Raw genomic sequence first — 20151 nt, 5'->3', positions numbered from 1 at the left:
CATGCGCTTCCGCGTCGAGAGCCTCGATCAGCATTACGGCAGCGCGCAGGTTCTGCGCAAGGTGGGCTTCGAGATCATGCCCGGCGAGTGTCTTGCCGTGCTCGGTCGCAACGGCGCGGGGAAGACCACACTGCTGAAATGCCTAATGGGCATTCTGCCGGCGTCACGAGGCCGCGTGCTGGTCGACGATACTGAGATATCGGACTGGTCGTCGCATCGGCGCTCGGCGGCCGGACTGGCCTACGTGCCGCAGGGCCGCGAGATCTTCTCCGAGCTCACGGTCGGCGAGAACATCGAGGCTGCTGCCCGTGCGCACGGCACGTTCGGAACGGATGTCGTGGACGAAACTATCGCGCTGTTTCCCGTGCTCAGTCAGATGTGGCGACGCGCCGGCGGCGCGCTCTCCGGTGGACAGCAGCAGCAGCTTGCGATCGCCCGCGCGCTCGTCACGAAGCCTGGCCTTTTGATCCTCGACGAGCCGACCGAAGGGATCCAGCCTAATCTCGTGGCCGCGATCAAGGATGTGCTGGCCTCGTTCAAGGGCAGGATCTCGCTGCTTCTGGTCGAGCAATATCTCGACTTCGCCGTCAGCCTTGCTGACGCCTTCGTCGTGCTGTCGCGCGGTTCGGTAGTCGAAGCGGGCCGCATGGATCAGTCGAGCCGCGAGTTGTTAAGTCGCCACATCGCCATCTGACATCACAACAAGAAAGCAAGCCCATGTCGCGCCGTCATGAAATTTCCTCCGCACCCGAGAACATGGTCTGGGGCTATCTCGACAGTACCACGCCGCCGGTTCTGGAGGTCGCGTCCGGCGACACTGTCACGCTGCATTCCTTCCCCGCCGGTGGAAAGGAATGCCTGCCGGAGGATCGCAGCATCGTGCCGGCCGACTATCTGCTGGCGCTGGACACGCTGGCTCAGGGACCCGGCCCGCATTTCATCACAGGCCCGGTCTACGTGAAGGGTGCGAGGCCCGGCGATGTCCTCCAGGTCGACATTCTCAGCGTGAAGGTGCGGCAGGACTGGGGCTTCGTGTCGATCTTGCCGCTGCTGGGTACCTTGCCGGACGAGTTCACGGAATACGAAACGATTCATCCGAAGGTCGATCATGAACGCAATGTCTGCGTGATGCCCTGGGGCCTCGAGATCCCGCTCGACCCGTTCTTCGGCATCATTGCCACCGCGCCGCCGGCGGCCTGGGGCCGTTGCGGCTCGCCGGTACCGCGCAGCTTCGGTGGCAACATGGACAACAAGGAGCTTCGTCCCGGCACGACGCTCTATCTGCCGGTCTACAATGAAGGCGCGCTGTTCTTCGCCGGCGACGGACATGGCGTGCAGGGCGACGGCGAGGTCTGCATTACCGCGCTCGAAACCGGCGTGACCGGCACGTTCCGCCTGACGGTGCGTAAGGACATGGAGCTGTCATGGCCGTTTGCCGAGAGTTCGACGCATCTGATGTCGATCGGCCTCGATGAGGATCTCGACGATGCCGCGAAGCAGGCGGTGCGCGAGATGGTCAAGCACATCTGCGCGCGCACCAACCTGTCTCGCAACCAAGCCTATATGCTCTGCTCGCTTGCCGGAAATCTGCGGGTCACCCAGCTCGTCGATGGCAACAAGGGCATCCATATGCTGTTGCCGAAATCCTATCTGTGAGCGCCAGCGCGGCCTCGTGCCGAATGACGGAGATGCAACGGAGCCGAACCATGTGCCGCTTCTCGATTGAGGTCGTGGCAATCAATGGCTCGCCGTACGGCCGCGCAGGTGAAACGTTGCTGGCGGACAATCCCATTGTGGGGGCGGTTGAATTCCTGTCCTTCGAGTCGTCGCCCGCTACACAGGCAACGATTTCCTACGTCAACCGACGATTTCCTGCAGGTTGGTACTGCAGATGGTGAAGGTAAGGTCGATCTCCCGATCGCGATGATCAGGGCCGTCCGGTCAGGCGGCCCTTCAGGATGGCCCATGCCAGGGACCAGAAGCTGATTGGCTTGAATAGGTCCGACGAAGCCGTTTCGCCCTTGAGTGAGCGTTCGAGATTGGCCGTGAAGTCAGATGTCAGGCGCTGCACAACGTCCTGCACCAGACCAGCGCGATTGAACTGCGCCAGCCGGCCGCTCAAACGCCATGACAAAGTGACGGCCAGGGTGCTCGCGGCAGCCGGATCGGCGTCGCCAGGCAACACGTGCCATTCGACTTCGCCCTCGGCGCTCGATCCAGATCCAGTGTCGCGTCCGCGGCCGGTCATGCGGCCCTGACGGGCCGTCGCATCCAGGGTAACATTGCCGTCGCCCTTGAACGCAACTTTCATCGGCCCCAGCGCCATGTGCATGCGGCCTTCGATGTGGTCGCCGTCAATGGTCGTGATTTCCGCGCCGGGCAGGCAGGTCGCGACCTGCTTCAGATCAGTGAGCTTCGTCCATACGTCGGCCGGTGACGAGGCGATCTGAAGCCGCTGTTGGATCGAGGTCCATCCTTGCCGTGACGGCGTGGCCGCGACACTTGCCGAAGCAGGTCTCTTGGCTGGTGAAACAGCCTGCTTCACGAATTCGGACGCTGGCGGGGCGGTTCGGACCGCGGTGGCTATGGCGGGAGCGACAGTTGCGGCCGGCTGCTTGCCTGCGCTGACCTCTAGGATCGCCTCGACGATGCCGACATAGCCGGTACAGCGGCACAGATTGCCCGACAGTTCCTCGCGGATGCGCGCCGGCGTAACCTCGCCAAGGCGAACCACGATATCACGTGCCGTGATGAGCATGCCGGGCGTGCAGAAGCCGCATTGCAGGCCGTGATGCCTGGTGAACGCGGCGCGCAGCTCACCCATGAGCGGATCGTTGTCGAATCCCTCGATCGTCGTCACCGAGCCGCCATCGGCGTCTCCGGCATAGCTGATGCAAGAGCGCTGCGGCTTGCCGTCGACAACCACTGTGCAGGCACCGCAGACGCCCTGTTCGCAACCGGCATGCGCGCCGGTCAGGTTGAGATCTTCGCGCAGCAATTCTAGCAATTGCGTGCGCGGCTCCGCGCTGGTGCGCACCGATCGGCCATTCACCGAAAGCGAGATATCGATCGCTAGCATGTCAGGATCTCCAGGGATCGTTGAGCTGCGCCAGGCTACGCTCCACAGCCACGGCGAGTTGCTGCCGATGTGCGACGTCGAGCGTAGCGAGCATGTGCTCGATCTCGTCGCGGACAAGGGCGGTGGCCTTGTCCGTGCCGTCCTGCTGTAACGCTGCGGCCGTGCGCGACAACAGCAGCGGGCGGCCATTCAGGGCACCAGCGACGACGCGGCAGATATCCAGCCTCGGGTCGACGACGCATGCGCCGATCGCCTTGGCAAACTCGCCGGTCTTGCGGCAGACCTTGTAATAGCCCCAACGCATATCGGGGGAGAATCGCGGGATCTGCACGGCGCACAGGATGTCCTCCGCCGCAAGTTGCGGCGTGAATGCGCCGCGCAGGAAGTCGTGCGCTACGACGGATCGCGCTGGGGCTATGGCGCTGCGGATTTCGATGATGGCTCCGATCGCGGCCATCGTGGACACCCAGTCCGCTGCTGGATCGGCGTGCGAAAGGCTGCCGCCCACTGTGCCGCGATTGCGCACCGCGCGATAGGCGATGCCGCGGGCGACGAAAGGCAGAAGCCCGCGCGTCGGGTCTTCGAGCATGCCGTCTTCGATCTCGGCATGCGTCCAGGTCGCGCCGAGCGAGAACATGCGGCTGTCCGCCTCGATCGCGCGCAATTGCGGGATGTGTCTGATATCGATGAGTTTGGCCGGGCGCGCGAGGCGCAGATTGAGCATGGGCCCAAGCGACTGGCCGCCGGCGAACACCTTGACCTGTCCATCGCCGGCGGCGAGCCACTCGAGCGCGTCGTCGAGCGTCCGCGCCCGCGCGTAATCCAGAACTGCCGGTTTCATGCCGCATCCCTGGTGTTGGCGCGTCCGCCTTTCGCGATGGCGGCAAGTATGCGCTCCGGCGTCGCCGGGATGTCGCGCAGCACGGCATTCAGCGGCGAAAGCGCATCGTTAATGGCGTTGACGATCGCTGCTGACGGCGCGATCGCGCCGCCTTCGCCGACGCCCTTGATGCCATGTGCGGAATAGGGCGACAGTGTTTCCATATGATGGATGCGGAAACGCGGCAGTTCAGTCGGCCCCGGCAACAGGTAATCGATCAAGGTCGAGGCCAGCGGCTGGCCATTGTCGTCATAGGGGCTCTCTTCAAACAGCGCTGTGCCCACACCCTGCGCCGCCCCGCCGAAGGTTTGCCCTTCGACGATCATCGGGTTCACCATGCGCCCGCAATCCTCGACAATGGCGTAGTCAAGGATTTCCACGAGACCGGTCCTGGCGTCCACGGCGACATAGGCGGCGTGGCTCGCATAGGAGAAGACGCCGCTGTCGACCTCGGGCTTGTAGGCGGCCGTCGCTTCCAGGCCGGCGCGGTCGACATCGTCAGGCAATTCGTCGGGGCGGATGTACCAGGCGCGGCCAACGTCCGCATAGGAGACATTCGCGGCGCCGCCGAAAATCCGGCCCTCGCGGAAAGTGATATCGTCCGGCTTGACCTGCAGCAGATGCGCCGCGATGGCTTTGATGCGGCCGGCAACGATGTCCGCCGCGCGTGACACCGCGCCGCCAGTCATCACGATACCGCGAGAGGCATAGGCGCCCGTGGAGAAGGGCGTGGTCGCGGTGTCGCCCAGCGTCACCCGGATATCCTTCAGCGGAACGCGCGTCATTTCGTGCGCGACCTGCGCCAGCGTGGTCTCGAGCCCTTGTCCGATCGTGTGGATACCGGCTTTGACTTCGAGCGCTCCGTCGGGCGTGAGCTTGACATGGGCCTGATCGAAGCCCGGCACCAGCGGGAGCCCCCAGGCGGCAAACACCTTGGTGCCGTGCGCAGATTGTTCTGTATAGGTCGCAAAGCCGATCCCGAGATAACGGCCTTTGTCGTCGCGTGCAGGCAGCTTGCGCCGCGCGTCGAAATCGATCATGCGCTTTACTTCCAGAAGCGAAGCCGGGTAGTCGCCGCTGTCGTAATGCTTGTTGGTGATGTTGGTGTAGGGCATCGCCGCGGCCGCGACGAGATTTTCCATGCGCACTTCCCACGCCTCGCGTCCAACCGCCTTGGCGATGGCGTCGATGGTCAGTTCGATCGCGAAACAGACGCCCGGTCGCGCCACGCCTCGGTATGGAGCGAAAGGCGGCTTGTTGGTTGCGACCGAATAGGTTTTGCAGCGATAGGATTTGAGATCGTAAGGGCCCGGCAGGTTTCCGCCGGCCTGCGCGGCTTCGAGACAGGCCGAGAACGGCCATACCGAATAGGCGCCGCAATCGACCGACACTTCGGCGTCGAGACCGAGCAGCCGTCCGCGCGCGTCGGCATAGGCCCTCAATTTGTATTCGTGCTGGCGCGCATTTGCGCCGGCGGTCAGATGCTCGCGGCGGTCCTCGATCCAGCGGAATGGCTGCTTCTGCGTCAGCGCCAGCCAGGCCACCGCGATCTCCTCCGGCATCAGCATGCATTTGTAGCCGAAGCCGCCGCCGACATCGGGCGGCGCCACGCGCACGATCGCCTGCGGAATGCCGAGACATTCGGCCAGGCCGATGCGGATCAGATGCGGCACCTGCGTGGAGGTATGCACGACAAGCTGCCCGGCGCGATGGTCCCACCACGCAACAAGGCCCTTGCCTTCCATCGGATGCATGACTTGCCGGGCGGTCGACAGTTCCAGCTCGACGCTAATTGGCGCCGTTTGGGCGATCCCATCCATGCCGCGATCGAAGCTGGTTTCGAGGAAGAGATTATCGCCCCATTCGCGATGCAGCAGCGTCGCCTCGTGCTGGCGGCCGGCGGTGCTCGATGCAATCACAGGGATTGCATCGTAATCGACATCGACGAGCTCGCAGAGATCTTCCGCCGCCGCCCGGTTGTTGGCGACGCACATCGCCACGATCTCGCCGACAAAGCGTACGCGTCCGTTTGCCAGCGCGGGATAGTCGGAGACCTTGTAGCCGGGAATGGAGGAGCGGGTGGTGATCGGCGCGACACCGGCGAGATCGCTGTGAAAGAAGACGCAATCCTCAAAGCCTTGCGGCTTGCTCTGTCGCATGATGAGCGCGTGCGCCACGGGGCTGCGCAGGAACGCGACTTCGCGCATCCCCGGGATGCGAATGTCGGCGGTGAATTGACCGCGGCCGTGTAGATGCCGGGCGTCTTCTTTCCGGGGCGCCCGGGCGCCGATGCCTTCGCCGTCGTTGTCGTGTGCCATCTGCGTCATGCTCCCTGCGCTCGGTCCGACACCTTACCTCATCACTGCGCGTCGAGAAGTTGCCAGGGGTGGTGCTGCTCATGGAATGCGACGGCTCCGAGCAGTCTGGCCTCCTCATACCAAGGGGCGACGAGCTGGAACGCCAGCGGAACACCGCTGTCCGAGAGGCCGGCGGGCACGCTGATCGCGGGATGCCCGGTCAGATCGAACAGACTGAGATACGGCGTCCATTCGCGCCGCATGTCGCCGACCACCTCCCCGTCGATGCTGATCGGATCGAGCGGCTTGTGCAGCGCATCCAGCGGCTCCCGGCTCATTGCCGGCGTCAGCAGGAAGTCGAACCCTTCAAACAGCTTCTGCACATGCCGAAACAGCGCGGTACGCTTGTTGAGCGCACCCTGAAGGTCCTGTCCGGAATAGGAAAGACCGACGCGGACGCCCTCGGCCAGGCTCGTCTCGATCTTGTTCTCGACCTCGTCGATAATCTTGCCGAGCCGCGCCGCCCAGTTCGACTGCTGAAGGATGCGCCAGGTCGGTTCCGGATTGTCCATCGCCCATTCGATATCCGTAACGGAGGCGCCGTACCCCTCCAACGTCTTCGCAACACGCCGAATCGTCTCGGTCATCCCACGGCTAACGCGCGCGTTACCGACCTGCATGATGAGGCCGATGCGCTTGCCGGTGAGGTTTGCTGCCCGCGTGCTGATCTGTGATGCATCGAACCGCGGCAGGCCGAGCGAATGCGGATCGCTCGGCGCCGGGCCGGCCATGGTTTCGAGCGCGAGCGCCATATCCGCGACACTGGGCGTGATCATGCCGAGATGGATAAAGTTGGCAAACCCTTCCGGCACGAGATCGTGCGGGATACGGCCGAGCGTGGGTTTCAGTCCGAGCACGCCTGTGCAGGCGGCCGGCAGCCGCGTCGATGCGCCCGCGTCCGTGGTGAGCGCAAGGCGTACCAGGCCCGCGGCGACGGACACCCCGCCGCCGCAGCTCGATCCGCCGCACGTCGCCGCCGGATTCCAGGGATTGATGGTGAGTCCCGTCAGGGGCGAGGAGCCCATCATGGTATGGGCGAATTCGGTGGTCGTGCTCTTGCCGATGATGATTGCTCCGGCCTTGCGCAGCCGCGCGACCGCGATCGTATCCGCCGCGGCGGGAGCGGCGTCCTGCATCAGCCGCGAACCCCAGTTCGTCGGCAGGCCGCAGACATTCAGGATGTCCTTGACGCTGACCGGAACACCGGCGAGCGGTCCAGCGGCTGCCCCGCTCGCATCGACGGTGCGCGCTGCGGCAAGCGCGCCGTCGCGGTCGATCCGGACAAAGGCGTTGAGTGTCGGCTGGCTCTGCTGGCAGCGCTTGATCGTGTCGGAGATCGCGTCCTCGGTGCTGTGCTTTCCGGTGCGGAGATCGATCTGCATGTGCCGTTGAAATCAGTGGTCCTAAATAAGATGTATACTGACGATATAACCCATGCTGTCAAGCGGCCGCCATGCGGGAGAAGAGCGCAGCCACCCTATTTGAAGTTTACTATCGACATGTCGCCGTCACCGCTGTCGGTTTTCGGCAGCTCGATGCGGATCGCAGCCGGATCGACGTTCGATCGCTTGTCGATCCAATAGGTGACGCTCGCAGGCCAGAAGATCACGATCGCCACCAGTACGAGTTGCAATCCGACCCACGGCAGCGCTCCGAGGTAAATGTCACGGGACAGCACCTCCTTCGGAGCGATGCCGCGCAGGTAGAACAGTGCAAACCCGAAGGGAGGGTGCATGAAGCTCGTCTGCATGTTGACGCAGAGCAGTACCCCGAACCAGACGAGGTCGATGCCGAGCTTGTCTGCGACGGGCACCAGCAGCGGAATGATGATGAAAGCGATCTCGAAAAAGTCGAGGAAGAAGGCGAGGAAGAATACGAAGATGTTGACGAAAATCAGAAAGCCGACTTGTCCGCCCGGCACATGGCTCAGCAGGTGTTCAATCCAGCGGGAGCCGTCGACGCCCTGGAAGACCAAGCTGAACACCGTGGATCCAATCAGAATGAAGATCACCATGGATGTGATGCGCATGGTGTTCTGCATCGCCTGATTGACCAGCGGCCAGCTTAGTCGACGGTTCAAGGCGGCGAGGATGACCGCGCCGACGGCGCCCATGGCGCCGGCTTCCGTCGGCGTCGCGAGACCCATGAAAATAGTGCCAAGCACCACGAAGATCAGGACGATCGACGGCACCATGCCCCACAAGACGCGTCGCACCAGCACCCATCCACGCTGCGCGCGCGCCTCTTTGGGCAAGGGCGGGACGCGCTGCGGCGAAATGATCGAAACGGCGGCGATGAAGGCCAGGAAGAGCAGCACCTGAAGGATCGAAGGTCCGATCGCGCCGGCATACATGTCGCCAACGGATCGGCCGAGCTGGTCGGCGAGTACGATGAGTACGAGCGACGGCGGTATGACTTGCGTGATCGTTCCGGACGCTGCGATCACGCCGGTCGCGATGCGCATGTCGTAGCCGTAGCGGATCATGATCGGCAGCGAAATCATACCCATGGCGATCACCGAGGCGGCGACGGTTCCGGTGATTGCACCGAGGATGGCGCCGACGATGATGACCGCATAAGCGAGCCCGCCGGGCACGCCGCCGAACAACTGGCCGGTGCCCTCCAGAAGGTCTTCGGCAAGGCCGCTGCGTTCGAGAATCGCGCCCATCAGCGTGAAGAAGGGAATAGCCAGCAGCAGATCGTTGGACAGGATGCCGAAGATGCGCAGCGGCAGGTTTCCGAGATAGGCCTCGGAAAAAAAGCCCAATCCGACCGACAGGAAACCAAAAAACAGGCCAACGGCCGCAAGCGAGAAGGCGACCGGAAAGCCGATCAGCAGGAACAGAACAAGGCCGCCGAACATTAGCGGCGGCATATGGGCCACCGTCAGCATCGGGACAGTTCTTTCGAGGATCGGATGTGTGCGGCGAAAGCGGTCATTGTTCCATACGGTGATATTCGGTCATGACCTCGGCCTGGGGCGCCACGCCGCGCAACAGCGCGATGCGTTTGACCAGCTCGGACATGCCCTGAAGGGTGAGCAGTAGGAAGCCGACCGGAAGGATCAGCTTCACCGGCCAGCGCATCAGTCCGCCCGCGTTGGACGAGCCTTCCTCGGTCACCCAGCTCGTGACGAAGAACGGCCATGTCATCCATGTCAGCAGGATTGTCGCCGGAAGCAGGAAGAAGATGATGCCGAAAATGTCCACATATAGCCGGGTTCGCGGACCGAAATTGCCATAGAGCAGGTCGACGCGGACATGCTCGTTGCGAAACAGCGTGTGGCTCGCCCCGAGCATGACGATGCCTGCGAGCATGTACCACTGCGCTTCCAGCCATGCATTCGAGCTGTAGCTGAAGCCGTAGCGAATGATGGCATTCGCGGCGCTGATGGCACATGACAGGCCGACCATCCAGTCCGCGATGCGGCCGAATACCGCGCTGGCGGCGTCGATCTTCCGGCTAAAGGCGAGCAAGGCATGCATCGATCTCTCCCACACTGGCGCCGTGAGCGCGCCGACTTCCCGCGAACCTCAAAGGTCGTCGCCCGGCAGCGTCAGTGGCCACCGGGCGTGCAGCATCATTGCGATGCCGTCGGGATGTCGTGCGTGAAGCGGTAGGCGTCGAGGCTCTGCTCTGCGACTCGGAACCACGGATTGGAGCTTTCGAGAAAGCGCTTCCAGGGGTCGTAGATGGTCTTGAAGTCTGCGTCCTTGGCGGCAATCTCTTCGAACGTCTCGAAGCTCGCCTTGTAGCACGCGTCCAGAACCGCGCGCGGGAACAGCCGCAGTTGCGTGCCTTCCCCGATCATCCGCCGCAACGCATCCGGATTGCGGGCGTCATACTTTGCGATCATGAACATCATCTGCTCATTGCACGCGGCCTCGAACGCGACCTTGAACGGCTCGGGGAGGGCTTCCCAGGCGGGCAGGCTGACCGGCGCGGTGATGCCCGCGCTGCCTTCCCACCATCCGGGGGCGTAGTAGAACTTGGCGACCTTGTTCAGGCCGAGCTTGGCGTCGTCGTATGGACCGATCCATTCCGACGCGTCGATGGTGCCGCGCTCCAGGGCCGAATAGATATCGGACGGCGGCAGCTGCTGCGGTACGGCGCCGAGCTTGCGCAGGATGGTGCCGCCGAGTCCGCCGATGCGGATCTTCAGGCCCTGCAAATCCTGCACGGTGTTGATCTCTTTCCGGTAGAAGCCGCCCATCTGCGTGCCGACGTTGCCGACGGGGAAGGGGATGACGTTCGATTTCTTGTAGAAGGCGCGAACAAGCGGCAGGCCGCCGCCCTCGTACAGCCAGGCGGCCTGCTGCCGCGCATTCAGGCCGAACGGCAAACCGGCATCGAACGCGTAGGTCGGGCTCTTGCCGATGTAATTGGCGGACAAAATATGCCCGCATTCGATGGTGCCGTTCTGCACGGCGTCGAGCACCTGCAGCGCCGGAACGACTTCGCCGCCGGCGAAGCAGCGGATCTCGAAGCGGCCTTCGGTGAGCTGGCCGACTCGGCGGCAAAGGTCTTCGGCCGAGCCGTGAATCGTATCGAGGCTCTTCGGCCAGCCGGTGGCCATACGCCAGCGGACCGCCGGTTGAGTTTGGGCGATGGCCGGTGCAGCGAGTGCGGTGCCGGCGGTCCCGCCCGCCAGGCCCAAGAGCAGTTTGCGGCGATTCATAGTCCCCATCCTTTCTTCGCGTGAGAAATGCCGTCGCTTGCGAGTGCGGGGCGGCCGCGGATATCGCGCCGGTGGATTACATCCCGTTCGCCAAGAACCATGTCGGTTACGCCATCTATGGCCATGCGTGGAGCATATTAGTCAGCATATATCCTATTTTTGAAGATGCAAAAGCTGCACCAACTGAAGGACCGTGGTGGTTGAGGGTATGGAATGCCCGGTTTGCGTCATGACGGCCGGACGCATAATGCCGTCGAAATACTTGGTTTCGATAAGATCAGGGACGTTTCCCGAGCGCCGCATCTGCAAACTAAAGCCGAAGGGCGAAAGTATCATTCGATTGCGGATCACCGCGGCCTCCCTATATTAGACAGCGTACTGCTTATTTTCCTTGCGGCCGATGCTTAAGCCCCAGGCCGCGGTGAGGCGGCATGTCATGAATAACCGGGACGAAGGAGATGCGAGTGGACGCTGGGGGTGGTAGAGAACAGCCGGAAGCCGTCGCAGGGAGATTGTTGAAATTGGCAAAGCCCAAAAGAGTCGGGAAATCCAAGCCGGCCCGAAAACCGAAAAGCCAGCCCGCCGGAAAGAAGGCGGAGCACACCTCGCTTTATGCCAGCATGCCGTTGTGGGCGCGCCCCGGCTTTCTGATCCGGCGGCTGCACCAGATCAACTACGCCCTGTTCTTCGAGGAATGCGCAGGCTTCGACATCACGCCGGTGCAATATGCGCTGCTGACCACGCTCAGCCTCAATCCCGACACCGATCAGCATACGCTCGGGCGGGAGGTCGGCATCGACCGCACCAATGTCGCCGACGTGCTGCGTCGTCTGGAGCAGCGCGGCTTGCTGACCCGCCGCAAGGGTGAGAAGGATCGGCGCGCGGTGCTCGCGCGCCTGACGCCGGCCGGGGAGAAAGTGACCCGAGAGATGTTCAAGGCGATGCAGCGCGCCCAGGCGCGCCTGCTCGAGCCTTTGCCTCCCAAGGAGCGCGCGGCCCTGATGGCGGCGCTGCTGCGGCTGGTTGATGCGAACAACCATCTCGGCCGCACGGTCTTTCAACCAAGCTGAGATCGCTCGCCGGCCGCGCGCCTTATCTGCCGGTTCGTCGCGGCAGGTCATATGCGGTCACACCGGCAGACAAAGCGCATTCGGCACCAGCAGGTTGTCATAGACACAGCGCCTGCTGGCCAATTTGAGCACGCCGTTCTCGCGGCGGAATACGTCGAAATACACGCCAACCTGATGCAACGTAGCGTCTGGCCGATCGAACAGCACCTGCAGCACGACGTAGTTGGCGCGTGCCTTGATCGTGCCGTCGCGCTCTTCGCCCAGCACGTCGAGATTACCGATGATGTGCCGCAGATAGCGCGGCGCGAACATCGCGGTCTCGCTGAGAGCGAAGGCGCGGTCGCGGATCATGCCTTTGCCTTCGCAATAGATCAGCCCAACCGGCATGTTGCGGTCATGGTTCTCGCGCGACAGGACGACGTAGGTCGCGTCCTCCGCGAACATCTCGGTCCAGTCGGCGAGACGCTGCTCGTCGAGCGCGTTCGCATAGCGCACGTTGAAGGTCTCGATCTCGTGCCGCAGCAGGAGTGCCTCGAGGCGCGGATCCATGAGCGTGTCGGATGAGAGGTTGCGCTTAAGGGCCATATCCATGACTCACAGTCCCATCTCGGCGCGCCAGTGCTTGTACATGGCGCGGATTGCCGCTTCAGAGATCAGGTTGTCGGCGGTGCCGGCTTCGACTGCCGGATCGAGTTTCACCAGATGCTCGCCGTTCGGCACGCGCTGCATGCCGTCCTGCACGAACTTGATCGCCTCGTTGTCTTCAAGCCCGAGGAAGCCGGCCGGCCCCATCAGATTGCCTTGCCGGAGGCGATGCCGTGTCATCTCATCGCTGTCGCCCTCAAAACCGAACATAGTCCACTTCATGATGAATTCATGCGGTCCCGTCGGCACGATCTGGCGTACGCCCAGTGTGTTCATCTCGCGCTGCACGATCAGGTTTGGCCAGATCGTCGCCATTGTCACCGACCAGGGGCTGTCGAACTCGTCCACGAAATCCATGAAGCGCGGCTCGGCCAGCGTCATGCCCTCCTTGTAAGCGCGCATTTCCTTCTTCGCGTCGCTTGACACGGCCTTGCCGTCGGACTTTGCCGAAGCCATCACGCCATGACGCCCGCTCGGATCGGCGAGCATCAGCGACTTGTTGCCCGCGACCAGAAGGCCGAACGTGACCAGGAAAGTGTGCAGCAGGGTGGCGTGATAGGGGTCTTTCAAATTCTCATGATAGAGCTTCCAATTACCGGGCAGTGAGTGGCGGTAATAGCCGAGCACCTTGAGCTTGCGGCCATCGAAGGTCGCCTCGAATTCGCGCATGATCTCCGGCGTGAAATATTCGGCCAGCGGCTCCATGTCGTCGCAATAGGAGGCGAACACCACGCCGCGATGCGTCGTCACTTTCAGGCGGCGCAAGCCATGATCCGCATTCCTGAAATCTGGAGGCATGCCACCCTTGCCGCCGACGCCGCGACGAAAGGGAACGCCGGCCAGATTTCCTTTCAGATCGTACGACCATTGATGATAGGGACAGACGAATTCCTTTGCGTTGCCGGAAAGCTCTCGGCAGAACTCGGCGGCGCGATGCGCGCAGCGGTTCTCGAACACATGGATCGAGCCGTCTTCCGCGCGAGAGACGACGACCGGTGTCGGTCCGACATGCGAGCGGATGAAGTCGCCGGAATTGGGGATTTCGGATTCGAGCGCGACATAATTCCAGGTGCGGCCGTGGAAGATCTTCTCGACCTCGCGCTCGTAGATCGCCTGATCGGTATAGACCCAATCCGGAATGCGGGTGAGGCCATCGGCCGGCCAGATATAGCGTTTGGTGAGCGACAGTCCCGGGTTGGCGTTCATGAGGCTGGCCTCCATGGCATCGGCGCCTTCTTGTCCATCGGATGAGATGATGGCGCCATGAATATCGGGATCGAAAGGCGGGGCGGAATCGAGTTCGGCGCGCGCGGCGCGGATCGCCTGCGGGTGCGAGAACGCGACGACGCCGGTGAGCCGTCCGGTCGCTTTGTCGAACATGCGATAGACCGCGCCCGGGGCCGCTTCGTTCGCGGCTACGAGCGCGACATGATCGTCAGCGCCGACAATTCCGAGCATCTGCACATTGCAGCCGAACTGGTCGGTCCAGAACCAGGGGCGCTTTTGCGCCACTGGTGCGCTGTTTCCGGCGATCGAGCGGCCGGCCGCGCCGCCTTGCTCTTCGGCGTTCTGCCAACTTTCGAGCGAGGGGCGCCGCCCTGCGATCGGCTCATGGTACAACGCGCAATCGCCGGCCGCCCAGATGCCCGGCACGGAGGTGCGTCCTTGCGCGTCCACTTCGATGCCGGCGGGCGTGGTGGCGCAGCCGGCCTGCAGCGCAAGGCCGAGCACCGGTTGCATGCCGATACCGACCAGAGCCGCGTCGACTTCGATCGTGTCTTCGCTGGTCACGACGCCGAGGCGTTCGCCGCGCCTGGTGATTTCGATAACCCCGGCGTTGCGGCGAATATCGACGCCATGCCGCTCCGCCATGATCCGGAAGGCACGGCCGACGGCGGCCGGCATGATCCGCGCCATGATCTCGCGTTCGCGTTCGAGCAGGGTCACTGCAACGCCGCGCGAAATTGCGGTCGATGCAAGTTCTAGACCGATGAACCCACCGCCGACCACAGCGACATGCTGGGCGCGGTCAAGGGCTGCGCCGATGGCGGCGGAATCCTCGATCGTGCGCAGATAGTGAACGCCCGGGAAATCCGCACCGGGAATGCTCAGCCGTCGTGGCGTTCCGCCGGTGGCAAGCAGGAGCGAATCGTAAGCCAGAACCTCGCCGTTCGCGAGAGTGATCCGGCGCTGCGTGGCATCGATCGTCGTCGCGGCAACGCCAAGATGCAGGCGCACGCCGAGCTGAACCGCGTCTGCCTCGCTCAAACGAACGCTGGATGAAAATTCGGCCGTACCCAGCAGGAATTCCTTGGACAGCGGCGGTCGCTCATAGGGAAGATGAGGTTCTGCGCCTACCAGATCGATGCTGCCATCGAAGCCGCCGGTGCGCATGGCCCGGATTGCAGCCGCGGCCGCCTGACCTGCGCCGACGATCACGACACCCGTCGTATCTTTCGCGGGCGCAGCGGCAGCGAGCTTGCTCTCGAAGGCGGATTCGGTAGCCGGCTGGTCGGGATCGATGAGAATGTCATCGCCTTCGACGCGAACAGCATAGGTCCGCAAATCCTCGGTCACCGGCGCGCAAAGGGCCTTTCCGCTGCGGATGTCGAACTGCCCCTGGTGCAGCGGACATTCCACCTTGCCGTCTTCGATCCAGCCTTCGGCCAGCAGCGCGAGCGCGTGCGTGCAGATGCCATGCGTTGCGTAGATTTTGCCGTCGAGATTGTAGAGCGCGATATGAATGCCGCCGACTTCGACGCCGAGGGCCTTGCCCTCGGGCACGTCGTTCAGCGAAGCCGCTCTCGTCCATGCCATTTGTGGCGTCTCTCGCGCTGGAATTTATAATCAGTATAACATCATTTCTAAAGCTCGCAACTCCGTGAAGAGCGCTGCTGCGGACGAAAAGAAGAGCGCTGCTGCGCACAAAAGCGGCGCGATATCGCGCCTGTTGCGAAACCAAGATAGTCAGTGTACCATCATATATGTTCAGGAACGGGAGACTTTCATGGCGCAAGAGCCGCTCGCCACCAAGGGCAATTATCTGCATATCTACGACTTCCGCGTCATGGCGGGGCATGAGGAAGAGTTCATCAAGCTGTTCGAGGAATTTGACTATTCGGAAGGCAATCCGATGCACAAATCATCGGCGCAGGTGAAGGATGGCGTGCTGTGCCGCGATAGCGAGGACCCGCAGCGATTCTTCCTGATCGCCGAATGGAGCGATATCGAGGAGCATGCCAGGATCCGCAAGATCCTCGCCAATGAAATCAAACCGGCCTTCATCAAGTATATCGAGGGCGGCAAGTTCATCCCGAAATATGTCGAGGTCGTATCCTCCACGCCGGATGACATCCTGCAGAAGGCCGCCGCAGAGTGATCTGACGTGTCGCGGCAACTCTACACATTCTTTCGGTCTTCGACCTCGTTCCGTCTCCGGATCGCGCTGGCCCACAAGCGGCTCGACTACGAGCCGCGCTATATCAGTCTGCCGAAGATGGAGCATCGGACCCCGTCCTATTGCGATATCAATCCGCAAGGGCTGGTGCCGCTTCTGGTGGAAGGCGGCCGATGCCTCATCCAGTCGATGGCCGTGATCGAGTATCTGGATGAAGTCTATCCCGATCCTCCGCTGATGCCGAAGGATCCGCTCGGGCGGATCTACGTCAGGGCGGTGTCGCAGATCATCGGTTGCGAAATTCATCCGCTGAACAATGTGCGCGTGCTGAAGCATCTCAAGGCGCAGTTCAAGGCGGACGAGGCGGCCACCAATGCCTGGTATCGGCACTGGATCGCGGAAGGGCTGTCCGGACTCGAAGACTATCTGCGGCGCGAGCGCCTGTTTGGCCGGTTTTGCTACGGCGATTCCGTAACGATGGCCGACATATGTCTCGTCCCTCAGATCTTCAACGCGCGGCGCTTCAATTGTCCGCTTGACGCGTATCCGATCCTGCTGGCGATCACCGATCGCTGCATGGCACTTGACGCCTTCCGCACTGCCGAACCGAGCACGCAGGCTGACGCGTTCTGAACTGTCGTTGCCTGCGCCGCGCGCCCCCGAGCCTCATTGTTGGGCAATCGGCAAATTAATCAGTACATAATCATATCTTGCGCGGGCAAGGCGCCGTGTTAGTCTTTTGAAGGAATGCGGTACCGCCGGGCAGATATGGGAGGTGTGCACATGATGGGATTTCGAGAGTTAACTGCGGTTACGGCGTTTATTGCATGTGTACTGATTAATTGTAGCGCATCGGCGGCCGACCGCCTGACGGTACGACTCGATTGGACGCCTTGGGGGTCGCAGGCGCCGTTCCATCTGGCGGCGCAGAAGGGATTGTTCGCGAAATACAATCTCGATGTCGTGCTGGATGACGGAACCGGGTCCGTCGCCACCGTGCAGATCGTCGGTAATGGTGAATACGATGTCGGCTACGCGTCGTTGGCCCCGATGGTGATCGCGCGCTCCAAGGGGTTGCCGGTGAAAGCGATTGCCGGCTTCATCAAGCAGAACGACATCGGTCTGTTGGTTCCGAAGGACAGCGGCATCGCTAGCCCCGCCGATTTGAAAGGCAAGAAGATCGCCTTCACCGCCGGTTCGCTCGAGGCGCCGTTCATCGACCAGTTTCTCGCCGCCGGAAAGCTGACTCGCAGTGACGTCGACCTCGTCAGCGTCGACGCGGCAGGTAAAGCCGGCCTCTACATGGCTGGCCGGTCCGACGCGGCATTCTCGTCCGGACCATTCTTTCTGGCGGTAGTCGCAAGCCAGCGTCCCTCGAACGCCATCCGCTTCGCCGATCAGGGGCTGGAATTTCCAAGCTTCGGATTGCTGGCGACCGAGAAGTCGATCGCCTCGAAGCGCGAGGCGCTGAAGCGTTTTGCGAGCGTGGTCGCGGGATGTTGGGCCTATATCTTTGCCGGCAATCAGGACGAAGCGGTGAGGGCGATCATTGCGGCGCGGCCGCAGGCCAAACTCAATCCGGCCGTCTTGCGGCAGCAGATCGATACGTTGAAGGATTATGCGTACACCGATGCAACCCGGAACCTGCCGTTCGGCACGATGGCTGCGGCGGACTGGAAGCGGGCGGTTGCGGTGCTGGCCGAAGGCGGGCTCATCGAGAAGGGTCTCGATGCGGATGCAGTCTTCACCAATGAACTGATCGACGAGCGCGTCGTTGCGGACGTGGCCAGCGGCAAGAACTGACCCTCGCGATCCCGTTGAATCCATGATCGCAGCGTCCGATGTCGTGAAAAGATACGGTGACGCCGACGGCGTCACCGCGTTGCAAGGCGTTTCGCTTGATATCGCAGAGGGCGAATTCATCAGCCTGGTGGGGCCGAGCGGCTGCGGCAAGAGCACGTTCTTGCGCTGTCTTGCCGGACTTGAGGCGCCGACCGGCGGACGCCTGCAACTGGATGGCGCGCCCATCGACGGTCCTCCGGAGCGTCTCGGCATGGCGTTCCAGCGGGATGCCTTGCTGGAATGGTTCGACGTTCTGGAGAACGTCCTGTTGCCGGCAGATTTCGGCGGTTACGGCAAGAAGAAATACGAGGAGCGCGCACGGCAATTGCTGCAGATGGTGGGGCTCGACGGATTCGCACGCGCCTATCCTCGGGCATTGTCCGGCGGCATGCGGCAGCGCGTCGCGATCTGCCGCTCGCTGCTGCTCGACCCGCGTTTGCTGCTGATGGACGAGCCGTTCGGGGCGCTCGATGCGCTGACGCGCGATCAGATCAATGTCGACCTGCATCGGCTCTGGACCAAGCATCGGATGACCGTCGTCTTCGTGACTCACAGCATCACCGAGGCGGTGTTCCTGTCGACCCGCGTGGTGGTCTTTACGCCGCGGCCGGGGCGCGTGGTCGCGGACATCGCCATCGACCTGCCGGCCGAGCGGAAACTGGCGATGCGCGAGACGCCGGAATTCGGTGCCTATACAAGCCGTATCCGGGCTCTGTTCGAGCAAATGGGCCTGATCCATGACTAGGAGCTTGATGAAAGCCGCGCGTCGAGCCGCCGTGCCGCTACTGGGGGTTGCGATCTTCCTTTCGGTGTGGGAGATCGGCGTGCGCGCGCTTGGCGTGCGGTCCATTCTGCTGCCGGCGCCGTCGCTGATCATCGAGGAACTTGCAGCCTCTCCGGGCTGGTTCGCCGTGCAGACGGCCTATACCCTGGGCATCACGCTCGCCGGTTTTGCCGTCGCCGTCGTGTTCGGCGTCTCGTTTGCGGTTGCGATCGTGGAGTGGAAGATCCTGGATCGTCTGCTGTTCCCGCTCTTCGTCGCGCTCAATAGCGTGCCGAAGGTGGCGCTGGCGCCGCTCTTTCTGATCTGGTTCGGGACAGGCGCGGAGCCCAAGATCGCCATTGCCTTTCTGATCGCAGTCTTTGCCGTGGTGATCGACACCGCGCTTGGTCTGCAATCGGTGTCGCCGGATACGATCGACCTGGCGAAGACCTTGCGTGGGTCGCGTCTGAAGGTGCTGCTGCGCATCAAGCTCTATTGCGCGCTGCCGCATCTGTTTGCCGGACTGAAGGTGGCGATGTCGCTGGCTCTGGTTGGCGCCATTGTCGGCGAATTCGTCTCGTCCCAGCGCGGCCTCGGCTATGTCATTCTGACCGCGCAGGGTACGTTCGACACGCCGCGTGTCTTTGCTGCGATTGTCATTCTTGCGGTGCTCGGCGTCGCATTGATTGCGGTGATTGAAGCGATTGAGCGGGTTGCCTTGCCGTGGCATCACACGAATTCGCAACGCTTGAAGTAATCGAGCCGCAGTACATCAAGGACGCCTTTGAGCAAGTAGCAACAGCCCCTCAACGGACATCAGCGTCGGTCCAAGCGGGGCGGCCTGTCGGTGCGACAACGCTTAGCCCGAGGCAGGCACGGGGCAGAGTAACTCACATACACTTCCAGACATTTCTTCTCCGAATTGCTGACACTCGAGTTTGTGCTGCGAACCATGAACGCTGACTGAACGTCAATTGGCCGCGAGGCGCGAAGAAGGGATCAAGCGTGCTCCGCGATGCGTCAAAGTAGCTCGGTTAAACATCAGCGCGCGATGGGCCTGGCCCCAGCAGTCGAGACGGTCTCGCACAGGCGGCGGTTGCCGGCGAGTTCAACGATCTTCAGGTGAAAGCGTTCGTCTTCCAGCGCCCAGCCGGTGATGTCAGATACCTTCAGCGGAGCGTCCATCCCGTCAAAAATTGCATCGAGCTCGTTGAAACAAGGGTGAGCAGTTCCAGCCTTATGCGAACCTGCAATCAGACCGTTATGAGCCGCAGAACATCGGTCAGCTTCGTTGATTTTTCTGCGCCGGCGCTTGAGTTCGATCGCGTTCGTTGCGCTTTGGCGAGGTCGTTGCTGGCGCGAAACTGGTGCGGTCCGCGGCAATGGCAGATTTCGGCCGATGAGGCTGCTCGCTGTCAATCGCTTTGTCGAACGTTCAGT

The 20151-nt window shown here is 62.5% G+C and carries 19 protein-coding genes; 8 read left to right on the top strand and 11 right to left on the bottom strand.

Annotated features, from left to right (window positions below; translation table 11 throughout):
• Position 1 precedes the first annotated feature (1 nt).
• Complete coding sequence (gene urtE, locus ACZIRK_RS00285) at positions 2-694, top strand: urea ABC transporter ATP-binding subunit UrtE (protein WP_463326708.1); 693 nt, start codon at positions 2-4, stop codon at positions 692-694.
• A 23-nt stretch (positions 695-717) separates the two neighbouring features.
• Positions 718-1656: an acetamidase/formamidase family protein gene (locus ACZIRK_RS00280; protein WP_130222481.1), complete on the top strand. Its 939-nt coding sequence runs from the start codon at positions 718-720 to the stop codon at positions 1654-1656.
• Positions 1657-1927: 271 nt separating this feature from the next.
• Here ACZIRK_RS00280 and ACZIRK_RS00275 read toward each other — a convergent pair whose 3' ends face one another.
• The 8 genes from ACZIRK_RS00275 to ACZIRK_RS00240 all read right to left on the bottom strand — a co-directional run bounded on the left by ACZIRK_RS00275 (position 1928) and on the right by ACZIRK_RS00240 (position 11345).
• The gene (locus ACZIRK_RS00275; protein ID WP_463326707.1) at positions 1928-3079 is read right to left on the bottom strand and encodes a 2Fe-2S iron-sulfur cluster-binding protein; all 1152 of its coding nucleotides are present in this window, start codon (positions 3077-3079) and stop codon (positions 1928-1930) included.
• A gap of 1 nt (position 3080) precedes the next feature.
• The gene (locus ACZIRK_RS00270) at positions 3081-3920 is read right to left on the bottom strand and encodes an FAD binding domain-containing protein (protein WP_463326706.1); all 840 of its coding nucleotides are present in this window, start codon (positions 3918-3920) and stop codon (positions 3081-3083) included.
• The gene (locus tag ACZIRK_RS00265; protein ID WP_463326705.1) at positions 3917-6277 is read right to left on the bottom strand and encodes a xanthine dehydrogenase family protein molybdopterin-binding subunit; all 2361 of its coding nucleotides are present in this window, start codon (positions 6275-6277) and stop codon (positions 3917-3919) included. Before ACZIRK_RS00265 ends, ACZIRK_RS00270 begins: the two co-directional genes overlap by 4 nt.
• A 41-nt stretch (positions 6278-6318) precedes the next feature.
• A complete protein-coding gene (locus tag ACZIRK_RS00260) occupies positions 6319-7698 on the bottom strand; it encodes an amidase (protein WP_463326704.1) in 1380 nt (459 codons plus the stop codon).
• Positions 7699-7793: 95 nt separating this feature from the next.
• A complete protein-coding gene (locus tag ACZIRK_RS00255; protein ID WP_463326703.1) occupies positions 7794-9209 on the bottom strand; it encodes a TRAP transporter large permease in 1416 nt (471 codons plus the stop codon).
• 43 nt (positions 9210-9252) lie between these two features.
• Entirely contained in the window at positions 9253-9801 is a 549-nt protein-coding gene (locus ACZIRK_RS00250; RefSeq protein WP_463326702.1) for a TRAP transporter small permease subunit, read from the bottom strand.
• Between the two features lie 95 nt (positions 9802-9896).
• A complete protein-coding gene (locus ACZIRK_RS00245) occupies positions 9897-10994 on the bottom strand; it encodes a TRAP transporter substrate-binding protein (RefSeq protein WP_463326701.1) in 1098 nt (365 codons plus the stop codon).
• A 153-nt stretch (positions 10995-11147) separates the two neighbouring features.
• Positions 11148-11345, bottom strand: coding sequence for a hypothetical protein (locus ACZIRK_RS00240; protein WP_130222498.1), 198 nt, complete (start codon positions 11343-11345; stop codon positions 11148-11150).
• A 269-nt stretch (positions 11346-11614) separates the two neighbouring features.
• Here ACZIRK_RS00240 and ACZIRK_RS00235 point away from each other — a divergent pair, with 269 nt between their 5' ends.
• A complete protein-coding gene (locus tag ACZIRK_RS00235; RefSeq protein ID WP_035689809.1) occupies positions 11615-12064 on the top strand; it encodes a MarR family winged helix-turn-helix transcriptional regulator in 450 nt (149 codons plus the stop codon).
• 57 nt (positions 12065-12121) lie between these two features.
• On the opposite strand, the gene ACZIRK_RS00230 is transcribed toward ACZIRK_RS00235, so the two are convergent.
• Positions 12122-12655: an aromatic-ring-hydroxylating dioxygenase subunit beta gene (locus tag ACZIRK_RS00230; protein ID WP_130222500.1), complete on the bottom strand. Its 534-nt coding sequence runs from the start codon at positions 12653-12655 to the stop codon at positions 12122-12124.
• A gap of 3 nt (positions 12656-12658) precedes the next feature.
• Positions 12659-15526: an FAD-dependent oxidoreductase gene (locus tag ACZIRK_RS00225; RefSeq protein ID WP_130222502.1), complete on the bottom strand. Its 2868-nt coding sequence runs from the start codon at positions 15524-15526 to the stop codon at positions 12659-12661.
• A gap of 190 nt (positions 15527-15716) precedes the next feature.
• Between ACZIRK_RS00225 and ACZIRK_RS00220 the strand changes: the two genes are divergently transcribed.
• The 5 genes from ACZIRK_RS00220 (at position 15717) to ACZIRK_RS00200 (ending at position 19468) form a co-directional block, all read left to right on the top strand.
• Positions 15717-16088, top strand: coding sequence for an antibiotic biosynthesis monooxygenase family protein (locus tag ACZIRK_RS00220; protein ID WP_130222504.1), 372 nt, complete (start codon positions 15717-15719; stop codon positions 16086-16088).
• A gap of 6 nt (positions 16089-16094) precedes the next feature.
• Positions 16095-16739, top strand: a complete 645-nt coding sequence (gene maiA / locus ACZIRK_RS00215; protein WP_456643429.1) for a maleylacetoacetate isomerase — start codon at positions 16095-16097, stop codon at positions 16737-16739.
• Between the two features lie 150 nt (positions 16740-16889).
• Positions 16890-17909: an ABC transporter substrate-binding protein gene (locus ACZIRK_RS00210; protein ID WP_463326699.1), complete on the top strand. Its 1020-nt coding sequence runs from the start codon at positions 16890-16892 to the stop codon at positions 17907-17909.
• A 22-nt stretch (positions 17910-17931) separates the two neighbouring features.
• On the top strand, positions 17932-18693 hold the full coding sequence (locus tag ACZIRK_RS00205; protein WP_463326698.1) for an ABC transporter ATP-binding protein: 762 nt from the start codon (positions 17932-17934) through the stop codon (positions 18691-18693).
• A gap of 7 nt (positions 18694-18700) precedes the next feature.
• Positions 18701-19468, top strand: a complete 768-nt coding sequence (locus ACZIRK_RS00200; protein WP_207230902.1) for an ABC transporter permease — start codon at positions 18701-18703, stop codon at positions 19466-19468.
• A gap of 284 nt (positions 19469-19752) precedes the next feature.
• Here ACZIRK_RS00200 and ACZIRK_RS00195 read toward each other — a convergent pair whose 3' ends face one another.
• Positions 19753-20130 carry an FCD domain-containing protein gene (locus tag ACZIRK_RS00195; RefSeq protein ID WP_130222512.1) on the bottom strand — a complete coding sequence of 126 codons (378 nt, stop codon included), beginning with the start codon at positions 20128-20130 and terminating at the stop codon, positions 19753-19755.
• Positions 20131-20151 lie beyond the last annotated feature (21 nt).

The organism is Bradyrhizobium sp. Leo114, from assembly GCF_055229415.2.
The sequence above is the reverse complement of the archived record's forward strand: the minus strand, read 5'-3'. Positions and strand labels throughout refer to the sequence as shown.